The 14,673-nt window shown below is 53.6% G+C and carries 13 protein-coding genes; 2 read left to right on the top strand and 11 right to left on the bottom strand.

What is annotated here, in order from left to right:
- Positions 1 to 30: 30 nt before the first annotated feature.
- Positions 31 to 558, bottom strand: coding sequence for a cysteine hydrolase family protein (locus tag PSAB_RS12185; RefSeq protein ID WP_025334857.1), 528 nt, complete (start codon positions 556 to 558; stop codon positions 31 to 33).
- A gap of 117 nt (positions 559 to 675) precedes the next feature.
- On the opposite strand from PSAB_RS12185, the gene PSAB_RS12180 reads away from it, so the two are divergent.
- A complete protein-coding gene (locus PSAB_RS12180) occupies positions 676 to 1,581 on the top strand; it encodes an NAD-dependent epimerase/dehydratase family protein (protein WP_025334856.1) in 906 nt (301 codons plus the stop codon).
- Positions 1,582 to 1,716: 135 nt separating this feature from the next.
- Here PSAB_RS12180 and PSAB_RS12175 read toward each other — a convergent pair whose 3' ends face one another.
- The 5 genes from PSAB_RS12175 to hrpB form a co-directional block, all read right to left on the bottom strand.
- Entirely contained in the window at positions 1,717 to 4,443 is a 2,727-nt protein-coding gene (locus PSAB_RS12175; protein WP_025334855.1) for a CHASE3 domain-containing protein, read from the bottom strand.
- Positions 4,444 to 4,512: 69 nt separating this feature from the next.
- Positions 4,513 to 4,887 carry a DivIVA domain-containing protein gene (locus tag PSAB_RS12170; protein WP_025334854.1) on the bottom strand — a complete coding sequence of 125 codons (375 nt, stop codon included), beginning with the start codon at positions 4,885 to 4,887 and terminating at the stop codon, positions 4,513 to 4,515.
- Positions 4,888 to 4,994: 107 nt separating this feature from the next.
- On the bottom strand, positions 4,995 to 5,354 hold the full coding sequence (locus tag PSAB_RS12165) for a replication termination protein (protein WP_025334853.1): 360 nt from the start codon (positions 5,352 to 5,354) through the stop codon (positions 4,995 to 4,997).
- Between the two features lie 321 nt (positions 5,355 to 5,675).
- Entirely contained in the window at positions 5,676 to 6,338 is a 663-nt protein-coding gene (locus PSAB_RS12160) for a general stress protein (RefSeq protein ID WP_025334852.1), read from the bottom strand.
- Between the two features lie 136 nt (positions 6,339 to 6,474).
- Positions 6,475 to 9,009 (bottom strand): ATP-dependent helicase HrpB, encoded by a 2,535-nt coding sequence (hrpB, locus tag PSAB_RS12155; RefSeq protein WP_025334851.1) that lies wholly within the window; start codon positions 9,007 to 9,009, stop codon positions 6,475 to 6,477.
- Between the two features lie 302 nt (positions 9,010 to 9,311).
- On the opposite strand from hrpB, the gene gluQRS reads away from it, so the two are divergent.
- Positions 9,312 to 10,319, top strand: coding sequence for a tRNA glutamyl-Q(34) synthetase GluQRS (gene gluQRS, locus PSAB_RS12150; protein WP_226991703.1), 1,008 nt, complete (start codon positions 9,312 to 9,314; stop codon positions 10,317 to 10,319).
- Between the two features lie 155 nt (positions 10,320 to 10,474).
- Here gluQRS and PSAB_RS12145 read toward each other — a convergent pair whose 3' ends face one another.
- From PSAB_RS12145 to PSAB_RS12125, 5 genes are all read right to left on the bottom strand, one after another.
- A complete protein-coding gene (locus tag PSAB_RS12145) occupies positions 10,475 to 10,855 on the bottom strand; it encodes a DnaJ family domain-containing protein (protein ID WP_025334849.1) in 381 nt (126 codons plus the stop codon).
- A 73-nt stretch (positions 10,856 to 10,928) separates the two neighbouring features.
- A complete protein-coding gene (locus tag PSAB_RS12140; protein ID WP_025334848.1) occupies positions 10,929 to 11,573 on the bottom strand; it encodes a CPBP family intramembrane glutamic endopeptidase in 645 nt (214 codons plus the stop codon).
- A gap of 225 nt (positions 11,574 to 11,798) precedes the next feature.
- Positions 11,799 to 12,608 carry an SDR family oxidoreductase gene (locus PSAB_RS12135; protein ID WP_025334847.1) on the bottom strand — a complete coding sequence of 270 codons (810 nt, stop codon included), beginning with the start codon at positions 12,606 to 12,608 and terminating at the stop codon, positions 11,799 to 11,801.
- A gap of 232 nt (positions 12,609 to 12,840) precedes the next feature.
- Entirely contained in the window at positions 12,841 to 13,707 is an 867-nt protein-coding gene (locus PSAB_RS12130; RefSeq protein ID WP_025334846.1) for a transglutaminase family protein, read from the bottom strand.
- On the bottom strand, positions 13,704 to 14,657 hold the full coding sequence (locus PSAB_RS12125; protein WP_025334845.1) for an alpha-E domain-containing protein: 954 nt from the start codon (positions 14,655 to 14,657) through the stop codon (positions 13,704 to 13,706). The genes PSAB_RS12130 and PSAB_RS12125 overlap by 4 nt, the downstream gene beginning before the upstream one ends.
- Positions 14,658 to 14,673 lie beyond the last annotated feature (16 nt).

Below are 14,673 nucleotides of genomic sequence, written 5' to 3'. Positions count from 1 at the left end.
ATCAGCCTTTTTATTAAAAATTGGCCTGTTTCAGAATGTAATCTCGCCAGCCGGTTTCAGCGTGACGACCCGTCCTCCGAGCACTGCGTTATGGTGGCGAATAATTTCTTCACCGGTAAGCTGTCCGTTGTCAAATGTGCTGTGGGCATCCTCCACCAGAACGGAAGAGTAACCGAGGCTGTACGCCCGGCGGCATGTCGTATCTACGCAGTACTCGGTTTGCATGCCTGCGAAGACCAGATGGGTGATTCCTTCACGCTCCAGCTCTTCCCTAAGTCCGGTAAGATGGAAGGCGTCCCACGTCGGCTTCTCAATAATCGTTTCCCCGGGCAGCGGCGTGACGCGCGAGCTGATCTGCCATGTAGGCAGTCCTTTGGTAAATTCCTGGTCCTCGGTATGCTGAATAAAAATAACCGGCGTGCTGCTCCTCCGCGCCCGATCGAGCAGCGACACGATTCGTTCCATCACACCTTCTTCGTCATGCAGCTTCATTCCCGGATAGGAAAACATCGCCTCCTGCACGTCAATCAGAATGAAAGCCGTCCGCTGGTTTACCATTTTTAGTGCCCCCTTCGGCTTGATCTAGTTATCCAAAAGTATACCAGAAATAGAGATAGCCAAGTATTGGCTTTGTGATACACTGGAGAAATCAATCTCAAGCAAGGAGTGAGCCTCTTGAAGAAAATTCTGGTGCTCGGCGGAACGCGTTTTTTTGGCAAAAGGCTGGTAGAGCTGCTATTGGAGGACCCTGAAAATGACGTTGTAATTCTGACGCGGGGAACGACGGTTGACCCTTTTGGAGACCGGATTCGCCGCATCCATGCGGACCGCACCCATCCGGATGAACTTGCCGCAGCGATAGGGGATCAAATGTGGGACGTTGTCTATGACAATATTTGTTATTCGCCGGATGAAGCCATGGCCGCCTGCCGCATTTTTAATAGTAAAACAAATCGGTATATTCTGACTTCCAGTCAGTCTGTTTACGATCCAAGCCCGGAAATATTGAGCGAAGACAGGTTTGATCCCGAAGCTTATCCGATTCAGGGGGGCGGTAAGGCAGATCTCCCGTATTCGAAGGCAAAACGGCAGGCCGAAGCGGTATTCATGCAGCAAGCTGCGTTTCCGGTAGCCGCGGTCCGGTTTCCGATCGTACTCGGCGCAGATGATTATACGAGACGTTTACATTTTCACATCGAGCATGTCCGGCAGGGAGAGCCGATACGCATTCCGAATCCTGAAGCACGGATCTCCTTCATCCGCTCGGATGAGGCCGCCAATGTTCTGCTCTGGCTCGGGCGTTCATCATTAACTGGTCCGGTGAATGCTTGCTCAGACGGTTCCATAACGATTGGAGAGATCATCTCTCTCATTGAGCAGGCTGCAGGCCGACAGGCTGTGGTCCAAACAAGGACGGAGGATCGGCATATGTCTCCATTTGGCATCGGGCAGTCCTGGTACATGGATACAGCGAAAGCTCGGGCTGCCGGATACTCTTTTCTTTCCCTTTCGGATTGGCTTCCGGAATTAGTAACCGACCTTAACCGATCATATGCGGATCATCATATGCGGACGCTATAAGGGAATTTGCACAGGAAAAAGCCCGCGCCTATCGCTGCCTTCATAAGGAAAGCGACAGACCGCGGGCTGTAAATTGCGGTTGCAGAATGTTACGGCAGTGTGGTACTGACTGTTGCGGGCAGTTTCAAGATGTCGTTATCGCGTCTTGGCGTTCTCCGAACGCCAATCGCTTTGTTCTTTCATGTATTGGCACATCATTTGAAGAAGTTCTTTGATGACTACAGGCTTTTTGATGAAATCCGTCGCGCCGGCGGCAAGGCACTTCTCTCTGTCTTCCTTCATCGTCTTCGCGGAAACGGCAATGATCGGAAGCTCCGACAGGAGCAGTTCCTCACGAAGGATGGATAACGTGTCGTAGCCGTCCAGCACCGGCATCATAATATCGAGAAGAACGATTCCGATTTCGGGGTGTTCTCTGACGGTCTGTAGACATTCAAAACCGTTCTGCGCGGTCAGCACCTTCATGTCGTATTTTTGCAGCGTCTTAGTCAGCGCGAAAATATTGCGGGAGTCGTCATCAACCACCAGCACGGTTTTACCGGCCAGGCACTGGTACTCGGCTGAGTTCAAGCTGTCGTCGATCCGCATTTCCGAATAACCGCTATCTGCAGGCCCTCCGACTTCAACTGCTGCAGCTGCTTCGGAATTGAATAATTGGCTCTGCGGATCCCACGGTTCTTCCGTGCAAGGAAGATACAAAGTGAAAATACTGCCCTCATTCGGCTTGCTCTTAAGCCCAAGATGCCCACCGAGCAGCTTTGTAAGCTGCTGGGAGATCGACAATCCGAGCCCTGTACCGCCGAATCTTCTCGCCGTTGAACCGTCGGCCTGCTGGAAAGCTTCAAAAATCAGATTTCGCTTGTCCGAAGAAATTCCGATGCCGCTGTCTATAACGGAGAACGCCAGCACGGCCCCGGAAGGATGATATCCGGCGGCTGAGAAGCTGTCGAGCTTGGATACCTCGAGCTTTACACTGCCTTTTTCCGTAAATTTAAACGCATTGGACAGCAGGTTTCGCAGAATTTGATGCAGCCGAAGCTCATCTGTGTAAAAGATGTCAGGCACATTATCTTGAATATCGACAATGAATTCCAATTTCTTGGATTCTGCGGTCTTGCCGAAATAGCCGTCGAACAGGGAAGGAAATTCCGTCAGATTAACCGCGCTTGTTTCGATTTGCATTTTGCCTGCCTCGACCTTGGACAAATCCAGAATATCATTAATAATTGCAAGTAGATCGCTGCCCGAGGAGTGAATGACCGATGCATAGGTTTGCTGCTCTTCCGTCAGATTGCCCCCCTGGTTTTCGGCCAAAATTTGCGAAAGCAGGAGCATGCTGTTAAGCGGAGTCCGCAGTTCATGCGACATATTGGCCAAAAACTCGGATTTGTAGCGGGAGCTTCTTTCCAATTCCTCGTTGAGCTCTTCCAGATCCGCTGCCGTATTCTCTGCGAATTGCTTTTGGGTTTCGAGCTTGCTGTTAACATTTATCAGTTCGTGGGTCTGTATCTGGAGCTCTTCAGACTGGGTCTGCAGCTCCTCGTTCATAGTCTGGGATTCCGAATAGAGCTGTTCAATCTGCATGCGGGTCATAACCGAATTGACAGAGACGGCCAACAGATCGAGCATCTGCTTCAGCAGCGTAAAATGCTCCGGAGCCCATTTCATGAGCGAAGCGACCTCCACCACCGCAACCGTTCGGTTCTCGAATATAGCCGGCGCGATCACCGCCTGTCTTGGAGGAGTTCTTCCAAGACCCGAGCTGATGTGAATATAATCGCCGGGGAGTTCTTGAAGCTTCAGGACATTCTGGTCCAGCGCGCACTGTCCGACCAGGCCTTCACCCATCATGACTTTTTCCCTGCCGATGTGAATATCCTCTTCGCCGCCCGCATAAGAACTGACCCGAACCAGACTATCGCCGTAGTTGCCTTGGGCAATATAAACCGCGCCATATTGGATTTCCAGCATGGTAGCCAGCTGGCTCAGGAACGTATCGCTTAAATCAGCAGGAGCCGTTTTCTCCTGAAGCTTAACCGACATGCGGGCTACCTGATCGCTGATCCGCTGTTCTCTTTCCACATTTTCCAGAAGACGGTTGGTCGCCATGGCGAGATCGTGGATCTCGTCTTTGGTCTTCACTTCAATTCGTCTCACCTTGCTGTTTCCATCGGCGATATGGTTGATGGCATCAATCACGTTCTTGAGCGTTTTGACGATCCCGCCGGAAATCAGAATGGAAGCGGCAATGGCGACCAGCGCGACCAGACTCCATAAAATATACATGGTAACAATCAGTTGGCTGTTGCGACTCTTAAGATTGGTGATCCGTTGTGACGTTATGGTTTTCTCAATATCGCGAAAATGTTTAGACTGCTTGCGGATTTGATCGACAATCGATTTGCCGGTATCCGCCCGGAAATAGGCGCTTACCTCGGCATTTCGTCCTGCTTGCTTGAGATCGACGACATATTGTCCCGATTTGACGATCCATGTTTCGATATTGGTTTTGATGTTGCTCAGATTATCCACCTGGGTGGAATTGCCGGAGATCATTGCGTGCAGATCGGTATAATGGATCCGCCATTGCTCCAGCCCGTCGTAATAAGGGGCAAGATAGGATTCATCACCTGTGATCGCATACCCGCGTTGGCCGGTCTCCATATCGAGTACATTTTTTTCAATCTGAAAAGTAAGGGCATTCACCTGCATATCATGTCCGCTCAGCATCACCGTTTCCTGTTCGAGTTCGGAGATCCGGCCCTGAACGATGACCAGAAACAGACCGAGCAGAAACAGAATCATACTATAGCCGAGTGCAATTTTTCCACGGACTTTCAAATTCCATACACGATTATCCACAAAAAATACAACCTCCGTCCCGGCATCCGGCGGATTTACCGGTTATTTTGGCATCCCCATTCCCGGAGGCTAAATGATTTCGGTTCGCATGACGCGTTCCTTAAGCTGACGGACGCCTGACTCAAGCCTCAAAATCGTCTCCTCGATCTCTTTCGGATCGATTCCGCGGACAACGGGGGGCGGCGCCTGCCTGCTTTCCTCTTTCAATTCACGCAGGGTAATCTGCTGCTCCTGCCATTTGTCCATCAAGTCGGCGATGGTTGCATAGAACCGCTCGTAATCCTTAATGACGCTGTCCAAAAACGTATCTACTTCCTCCGGATCGTATCCGCGCAGCTTCATGCCGAATTCTTTCTCATGAATGGTGAGTGCGTCAAGCGCGATTCCAAGCTGAGTGAACAATTTTCTCTGTTTGTCCAGCCTCCGCTTCATATGTTCATCCATCTTCCATTACCTCCAAATGTGGACTGCTCTCTTCCGGCCTTCTTATTATAGCAAGGTGAGAAGATGCTGAAAACACTGACCACAAGGATCGAAGCTTTCCCGTCCTTCTAAAAGTTATCAGCCACCGCTTTGTTTAATATGCCCAGGCAGCGGTCAAGATCCGTCTTTACCTGCTTTTTGTAAAGCTTTGCCTTCTCCGCTCCGTCCGAAGTGAAATGGTATAGAACGATTTCCTGAAAATCAACTTTGGGATCATTTCCCTTCAACTGCTTCGTGCGGTACAAAATCCCCTGCTGCACCAGTTCGTGAAGGGCGCGGTATATTTCGCTCTGCGGAGGATTATACCCGTGATTTTTGAAGTCTCTGCGCAAATCTTCAAGCATTTGATAGCCGTAGCCGTGATGCTTCTCCACCATCGTAATGAGATACAGCTTGATAAACGCCCTTTGGGCAATCATAAAAGCCATGAAAGACCTCCCTTATTTCAAAATTACGGGTAACATATCTCTATATAATCACTGTTTCCCAAATTTCACAATATGATTTTAGGAAATTGGCTCACCTTTTTCCAATGCAACGGATGTGGGGAGAGATTATTGATGGTATTTGTGAAAGGAATGGGGGGAGTTTTTATGTTTTTCTATTATGAATTTTTCATATGTTGAAATATTGTTAATAGTGGGTGAGTTTGGTTGGTTGGTTTTCGTGACGCAAAAAACCGCACTTCCCGGGTGAAGGGGAAATGCGGTTTGATCAATTTATTTTAGAGAGATTACAACGGGTTCATACTAGAACTTGTCCCGTTTATTGACCTCCGGATCGGTATCTGCGTTCATTGGGCCTCTGTTGCCCATCGCGTTGCCAACCCTTGTATTGTCCGGTACGATATCCGGGTTGGTCGGACCTCTGTCCTGAAGCCGCGCAAGAGTGCTGATCCCCGGATCACCTGCCGACGATCGGTACCGGGAAGCGTTTAATGAGCGGTTCCCGCGGAAAATGTCATGAATTTCGGTATCTCGGCCGTTGTCGTCCACCATCACCAGAATTTTGCCTTGGTCGACGTATCCTTCATACTCTCTTGCTTCGTCTTCCGGGATGCCCAGTCCGACCAGTCCTCCGACCAGTCCGCCTGCTCCTGCTCCCACCGCAGCACCTGTCAGCGCAGCCGCAATCGGTCCTGCTGCAATAATCGGGCCAATACCCGGAATGGCCAATGCGCCAATCCCGGCCAGCAGACCCGCAATGCCTCCAACCACTCCACCGGTTGCAGCGCCTGTTGCGACTCCTTCCAGTCCTACTGTGTCCGTGTCGTCAGTGATCGTATTCAGATCATCGCGATTCCTCGTTACCACTGAAATATCTTCATTACGGAATCCTCTGGCCTGCAATTCCTTTATCGCTTGGGTCGCCTCTCGTTCCGTATCGAAAATGCCTACAATTTTCTTTGTCACTTGAAGCCCTCCTTTGTCATGGTGCTACGTTAGTTATTACCCTTCATGAGGTTTTCCAAACGAAATGAGCGAAAGTGGAGGAGCATCAAGCTGTTTCCAAAATTGCAGTTTTTTAAAAAAAGATACTCACCTGATGCTAATGGACCGGCCGCGTGCGGTTGGTCGGAATGGCTTGAAGCGGGTCCTCCGGCCAGTAATGCTTGGGGTACCGCCCTTTCAAATCTTTTTTGACCTCAAAATACCCACTCTGCCAAAAGCTGGCCAGATCGGCAGTTACCTGTACCGGACGCCTCGCCGGGGACAGCAGGTGCAGCAAAACGGGGATTTTGCCTCCTCCCAGAGCTGGTGTCTCCTTCTGTCCGAACATTTCCTGCAGCTTCACCGCCAGCACCGGTGCCGCCGGATCACTGTAATCCACGGCAATCCGGGAGCCGCTGGGCACCGTGATATGCGTAGGAGCCTCCCGGTCGAGCTCGCGTTTCCGCTCCCAACCCAGCATCCCTTCCAGCGCATCCCGCAGCGAAAGACGCTGTACATCGCGAAGACTTCGGCAGCCGATGAGGTAAGGCAGCAGCCATTCTTTCATGCTGGCAGTTAGCCCCTCATCGCTCATATCCGACCAGCCCGGATCTAGCCGGTGCATGAATGCCATCCTCTCCCTCAGCTGAACGGTCCCCTTGTCCCAGGGAAGAAGCCGGTGACCTTCACGGGCAATGACTTCCATCAGGACCCTTGCGGCTTCCTCCGGCGAAGGCTGTTCATGCCCCGTCTCTTTTAGCACAAGCTCGCCGAGCATGACACGGCGGCGGGATTTCACGCTCTTGCTCTCCTCGTCCCAGTACACTTCGGAGAGCTGGGTTAATTGATCCTCATGATGAGCCAGCAGATCTCTTTCCTGCACCGGAGCCGCCAGCATAATCCGGCTCTGCGTCCCCTTGTCGTCGACAGAGACGGCAACAATATATGGCTCGCGCGCAAGCTGCTGGCCCTCCCCCATCGCCGAGCCGCGCCCGCCGGACAGCAGGAAGGCTCCGCCGCCTCGGCGCTGTCCGATCCGGTCGGGATAGGCGAACGACAGGAGCAGGCCGCAGAGGTAAGGATCTGCGGCCTCCGTCTCGGCCGATAGTGAATCGGCCGAAAGAGCGGCTTCGGGCGCAGCCGTCCGCAGCTGCGCCAGCAGTCCGCGGCTCGCGCGCGCAGCGGCGCGCAGAGCCGCGGGATCGCCTCCGCCCGCTTCGCGCCCGGCGGAGGCCTCGTACCGCAGCAGCGCCTCCACGCGGAGCGTGAGGTCGCAGCTGCCCGAGGCGGGACCGCGCATCGGGTCCCGCTCCTGCAGCAGCGCCGCCNGCCGGCAGGCGAGCGGCGCTGCGCCAAGCCCCGCCGCGCGCAGCATCATGTGCGCGGTGCGCGGGTACGTGCCGAGCGCGGCCAGGCGCCGGCCGTGCGGGGTTATGGCGCCGGCAGCGTCCAGCGCGCCAAGCCTGCGCAGCAGCGCCGTCGCCTGCGCGTAGGGCGCGGGCGGCGGGGCGTCCAGCCAGCTGAGCTGGGCGGGGTCGCGCACGCCCCACAGTGCCAGCTCGAGCGCGAGGCCGGTGAGATCGGCCTCGAGGATCTCCGGCGCGTCGGCTTCGGGCAGCCGGTCATGCTCTTCCCGGCTCCAGAGCCGGTAGCACACGCCCGGAGCCGTCCGTCCCGCTCGGCCGCGCCGCTGATCCGCCGACGCCCTGGAGATCGGCAGCGTCTCCAGGCGCGGCATGCCGGTTCGCGGCGAGAACCGCTGCGTACGGCGCAGCCCGGAGTCAATTACGGTCCGAATACCTTCGATCGTCAGGCTTGTCTCTGCGATCGAGGTCGCCAGCACAACTTTTCGCCGGCCCTCCACAGCCGGCGCAACAGCCCGGTCCTGCTCGGCCTGCGGAAGCTGGCCATACAGCGGGCGGATTTCCGTGTTGCCCGGAAGCTGGCCGGACAGCAGCTCCGACTCCACCCGGCGGATTTCCCTTTCGCCGGGAAGAAACAGCAGAATGTCTCCGGGCTGCTCGGTGAGCGCGCGCCGGACCGCGTTTCCCGCGACTTTTTCAAGTGGGAGTGTCTTTGCCGGCGGCGCATAGATCGTCTCAACGGGATAAGTTCTTCCCGGACAACGGACAACCGGTGCTGCGCCAAGCAGTTCCGACACCTTCTCTCCGTCAAGCGTGGCGGACATGACGAGAAGCTTCAAATCCTCGCGCAGAACGGCCTGCGTTTCCAAAGAGAGCGCAAGGCCCAGATCCGCATTCAGACTTCGTTCGTGATATTCGTCGAAAATCACGAGGCCAGTGTCGCCCAGTGAAGGGTCGTCCTGGAGCATCCGTGTCAGTATGCCTTCGGTAACGACGATGATGCGGGTATTCGGCCCCGTCTTGCTGTCCAGCCGCATCCGGTAGCCAACAGTCTGGCCCGCCTGTTCTCCCAGAACGGACGCCATATAGACCGCTGCCGCCCTGGCGGCCAGCCTTCTCGGTTCCAGCATTAGCATCGTTTTGCCCTTCATCCAGGGCTCATCAAGCAGCGCCAGCGGGACCGCCGTCGTCTTGCCCGCTCCCGGCTCCGCAATAAGAACGGCGGAGGAAGCCTCCGCAAGGATATGTTTAAGCTCAGGCATGACCTGCATAATTGGCAGTGTACTCATATAAATCTCTCCGTCATCAAAGATAGGTAGTCAATTTGGATTAAGGCCGTCATTCAAATGATCCCGGCAAATAAACAGCCGGACTGGAAATGGGAGGGATCGTGAATTACAATAACATATTGAATAGTAAAGAGCCGGTTCATTCATAGATTCATTTGCATCATTTCCACTATAGTCATCATGGGCGAAACGTACGGAAAATTCAAGGGCGGGGGCTGCGCTTCAAGCAGAGGCCCGACTTGTAATGTGAAACTTTCGCTTCGCACGTTATCCTATTAATGCAAAATTAGGAGGGCTCTCCTTTGCTTCATCACTTGAATAATGCTCCATACGGCAGCGGCATTCGCGGCCGGTTCGCGCCGTCCCCGTCCGGCTGCATGCACATCGGCAACGCCCTGGCCGCCCTGCTCGCCTGGCTGCAGATTCGCAGCCGGGATGGGGTCTTCGTCCTCCGGATGGAGGACATTGACACCGCCCGCTGCCGGCCCGAATTTGCCCGGCAAATCATCGACGATCTCCGCTGGCTCGGACTCGATTGGGACGAAGGACCCGACGTCGGCGGTCCCTGCGGACCTTATGTCCAAAGCGAGCGCCTGCAGCTGTACGAAGACGCGCTGAACCGGCTGCAGGCCGGAGGCAGGCTGTATTCCTGTTACTGCAGCCGCCATGATATTCTCGCGGCCGCCGCCGCTCCCCACGGCCTGGCTTCGGAAGGGCCGGTTTATCCCGGAACCTGCCGCAGCTTGTCCCCCGAGGAGGCGCACCGCCGTTCCATGACCAAGTCGCCTTCTCTCCGCTTCGCTGTGCCTACCGGTGAAATTTCCTTCACCGACGGCGTTGCCGGGCATCGGCGGAGCAGCGCATCCGCCGGAGGCGACTTCATCGTGCGCCGCGCCGACGGGATCTTCTCATACCAGCTTGCCGTCGTCGTGGATGACGCCCTGATGGGAATCACCGATGTGCTTCGGGGAGCCGATTTGCTCGATTCTACGCCCCGCCAGCTGATGCTCTTCGAAGCGCTGGGCTGGAAGCTGCCGCGCTACGCCCATGTTCCGCTTCTGATGGGCCCGGACGGGCGGAGGCTCGCCAAGCGTCATGGCGGAATTACCCTCGCCGAGCTGCGCGAAGCGGGGGTGACCCCGCAGACGATAAACGGCTGGCTGGCCTGGGCGGCCGGACTGCTGCCCGAGCCTGTACAGGTCTCGCCGCAAGAGCTGCTCCTCTTATTCGAGCTGGGCCGGATTTCCCGCAAAGACATCATTGTCACTTCCGATATGCTGGGCCTCCTGCACCCTTCCCTGAAACAATAAACGGGGTACAGCTTACACCAGAAATGCTTGGACATAACAATAAATGCCCGGGCGCTCCATCAGCGAGCGTCCGGGCATTTTTACTTTTTGGTCACGGCTCAGGGGCTGCTCTCCTTTCAAACATCCCCGGCTGTTTATTATGAATGAGTCATTTCCTACCCTTGATCCAGTCTTATCCGAATCTGTTCACCGTACTGCGCAAAAGCAGCGCTTCCGTCAAGTCCCCGCTGCCGCAGAAGCTCTTCCAGCCTCAGCTTTTTCTCTGTGAGTCTGCGTCCGAGCTCGCGCTTCTCCCCCGCACAGCTGTGGCAGGCGGCCAGAAGATTTTCCAGAGTCGCGCATTCCGCCCGCAGCTGCAGCTCCTCCGGTAGAAGCCCGGCATTCTTCATGATCTTGAACGAGATCAGGAGATCATCGGGCACCCCTGACAAATCCTCCAGCTCCAGCGGCTTGCCATGGCCCGGCAAATTTCGGAATTCGCCTTTGCGCATCGCTTCTTCAATCCGCTGCTCGGCCAGCCAGGACATAATGGCCATTTCCACCGCCTCCTTGATCCATATGTTGCGTTTTGAGCGTCTGGCATTATTTTAACACAGGAACCGCCGGTGATCAGCCAAAGATAAAATCAAGGAGGGCATGGCACAACGTCACCCCTGCTATATTGTTCGTTCTCGTATAAATGTATGTAAAATAAAGATGCATGAAAAAAATAATTAACAATTGGATGTACATTTTGTCAAGATACCCGGCATAATTCAGATTCAGCACCGCCATTTGGAACGGAACGTGAGTTAAGGCAAAGAGCAAGCCCGTTGTGAGGATGGCCGCTGACTTACTTGGAATAAGCCCCATTATCCTCGTTTGGATGTAACCCCGGAAGATCAGTTCCTCAGGCAGCGCGATCAGCGTCAAATAATACAGAAAGCCCAGCAACACCCCTCCATCCAGCGGCAGAGATTTGCCGTGAAAGATCCAGTTCATAAGGGGGACCCATCGGAAAGGCAAGACGGCAATTAGACCGATTAGAATGGACAACCCGATTTTGGAACGTTTAATTCCGATCGAACTCCAGGTTTCCCCCCGCAGCTTCAAGATGATGTACAGCGGAGCCAGCTGTAGAACAACCGCCGGAAAAGTAAACGCCAATCTCATCCAGTCTTCATGGGGTATTGCAGTTGTTAACTGAACCATCCAATGGGAATTATAGATTAGCCCAAGCAGATAAAAAATCACATTCACATAAACAAAATACAACAGGGCGGTGATTCCCTCCCTTACAGCCGGCCTTCGAATCGTGCTGCATGTCAAATGGAAGGAAGTTATAAAATTTAACACTCTCAACATTGTCACCTCATGGGAAAAATAACAACCTCACAACAGTTTATCATTTATTTCCAGTTCATGCCGCAAAAAAAATCCGCATTTTCCGGAAACAAGTCCGAAAAATACGGAACAACTTGGGTGTATACTCGCCCTGCATTAAGTCAGCAGAGATTCGGCGCCGTCAATTACGATATGCGCTCCGGTAATATGGGACGATTCGTCCGATGCAAGGAAGCTCACAAGGTTAGCCACATCCTCCGGCTTGCCCGGCCCGTCGGCCAGCGGCTGCTGCCCTTCCGGAAATTCGATCGGGATGACAATCGATTCAAGTTCTTCGGTTGGTTCGGTGCTTTGGTCGATGTTCGTGGAAATAGCCCCCGGCGAAACGACGTTTACGCGGATTTTGAATTTGGCCAGCTCCAGAGCGGCCATCTTGGCAAAGGCGACCTGACCCGCCTTAGTTGTGCTGTAGGGCGAGAAGCCGAAGCTGGCAAACCGCCGGTTGCCGTTGATCGAGCTGGTAATAATAATGCTCCCTTTTCCTTTGCTCTTCATATGGGGAATGGTGTATTTCAAGGATAGAAACGTCCCGGTAAGATTCACATTCAGCGTGCGCTGCCAGTCTTCAATGCTAAGCTCTTCAATCGGGCCAATGGAACCGTTGATTCCCGCATTGGCAAATACGATGTCCAGCCCGCCGAAATGCTCCACCGTCTTCTTTACCGCCGCTTCCATCCGCTCAGGACTTGAGGTATCCACATCGACGGCCAGCGCACAGCCTTTGCGAATCTGGTTCAGCTTCCGCTCCACATCGGCGGTACGTTCGTTCACCAGGTCGAACAGGGCGATATTGGCGCCTTCACGGGCCATCTTAATGGCAGTCGCTCTGCCAATGCCCGAGCCCGCTCCGGTAATAATGGCTGTTTTTCCTGCAAAACGCTGTTTGGGTTCAGTATTTGGGCTCATATGCTGGCTCTCCTTCCTTTTTCACATGATAAGCTACCCTGTCTCAAGATTACCCAAAGGTACCGCTTCTTTAATCATTTTGGTCAAAAAAGGTTCCCTCGCGCCTCCGTTACAAGGAAGAGTGATCTTACTATTTTCTCCGAAAAAGGAAAAACAAAACGGCCGCCTCCGGTTAAGAACCGAAAGCAGCCGTAAAACTCTGGCACCGCGCTTAAGCGCCGTGTTAACCTGATTACTTGTCCAATAAGCGAACATCCACCGTGACTTCAAGATTGCCCGCAACACCGCGGTACACCCCTTTGACCGGAACAATATCTTTATAATCGCGACCATGACCTAGCTTCACGTAGCGCCAATTCACTTCCACATTGTTGGTCGGATCGAAGCCAAGCCAGCCGGTTCCCGGGATATGCGTCTCCACCCAGGCATGGGAAGCCTGTTCAAAATCGGCATTGCCGCCCTGAAGATCACCCACAAAATGATATCCGCTCACATATCTCGACGGAAGCCCGACACTGCGGCAGACCGCGATCATAAGATGGGCATAATCCTGGCAGACGCCGCGTTTGAGCTTTAACGCTTTTTTGACCGTGGTGTTGACGCTTGTCGCTTCCGGATCGTAAGTGAACTGCTCATAAATGGTGGAAGACAGCCTCTTGGTCCATTCGTATAAATCCTCCGCTTCGTCAAAAGGGTGCTGGGAGGCAAATTCCATCAGCTCCGGCGTTACCTCCGTATAGCGGGTCGGCAGAATAAACTCGATATAACGGTTCTGAAATTCCTCTTCCTTCATCCGTGTGATCTGATCTTCCAGAGCCAGCTTCGGCAGATCACGGCGTTGGGCCCGGTCTTCCGTTACGACTGTTGCGCGGGTATGAATGACCATCTCGGTATGAGGTTTGTTCACCGAATAAGCGTGAACCCGGTTTCCGAAGAAATCTTCGTAAGTAAGTAAATTCGCCGGCGGAAAAATTTCCACCTCGTGATGATAACAGGACTGCCTGTAATTGGTTCGCGGAGTGAGCCGGATTTCATTGACACTGTCCGTCACGGGCTCCGGATAAGTATACCGGGTCGTATGATTGATTTGAATTTTCATATTTTAACCCCTTCTTGCCGAAAAAAAGCAACCTCCATCGTTCTCCCCAGCTTCTGGCAGGATGACTTCAGCGACTCCAGCACCTGATCCACCACATGCCCGGCTATATCTTCCTTCTCCATATAATCAAGCTCCGCCCGGATCTTGCCCGCCTGACGGATGACTCGCTCATACCCTTCGCCCCGGTCGCTAAAATCAATTTCGATATTCGCCAAGTGCTCTTCGAGCTGATGGGCGGAATAGCGGATGGAACGCGGAAACGAGATGTTGGTAATCAAAAATTCCAGAATGCATTCCGGGGACACCGCATCTGCGAAAAATTTACGGAACGCCTGATATCCGCTGACCGATTTCAACACGGCTTGAAGCTGAGTATAAACCGCAGACGGCTCCTTTCCCTCGCAGGAAGAGGTCACCGATTGCAGAATGCGCACCGTATTCTCCGCCCGTTCCAGAAAGCGGCCGCTTTCGATAAACCGCCATTCATTGCCCCGCAGCATTACCGACTCCTCGGCTCCGAGGAACGTCGCCGCCCGTTCTTTAATCTGCTGGTAGAATTGGTGCGGGCTCTTCATAATATCCGCAACAGACCGTTCGCCGAGCCAAAGGTTAAAGCTGTTGACGATATCCCACAGCTCGCTCGGAAGCTGCTGGCGCAGAGTACGAAGATTGTTGCGAGCGTGATGCACGCAGGAGTACAAAGAATTGGCATTCCCAAGATCCAGTGTTATAAATGACAGAACATCCGGTTCACAAAAGCTTTCAAATTGCTGCAAATATTCATTTCTCGCTCCAAGCGCATCGATCAGTCTGGACCACTTATGTCCATCTTCCAGAAAATCTTTTTCCTGCTGAATATGATAATGTACGTCAATCAGTCTTGCATGATTCTCCGCTCTTTCCATATAACGGCCGATCCAAAATAATGATTCTGCGTTGCGGTTCAACATGTACCGTCACTCCCTC

Source organism: Paenibacillus sabinae T27 (assembly GCF_000612505.1).
In the GTDB taxonomy this organism is placed as follows: domain Bacteria; phylum Bacillota; class Bacilli; order Paenibacillales; family Paenibacillaceae; genus Paenibacillus_AQ; species Paenibacillus_AQ sabinae.
Note: the sequence above shows the minus strand (reverse complement) of the source record. Positions and strands in the feature narration are given on the sequence as shown.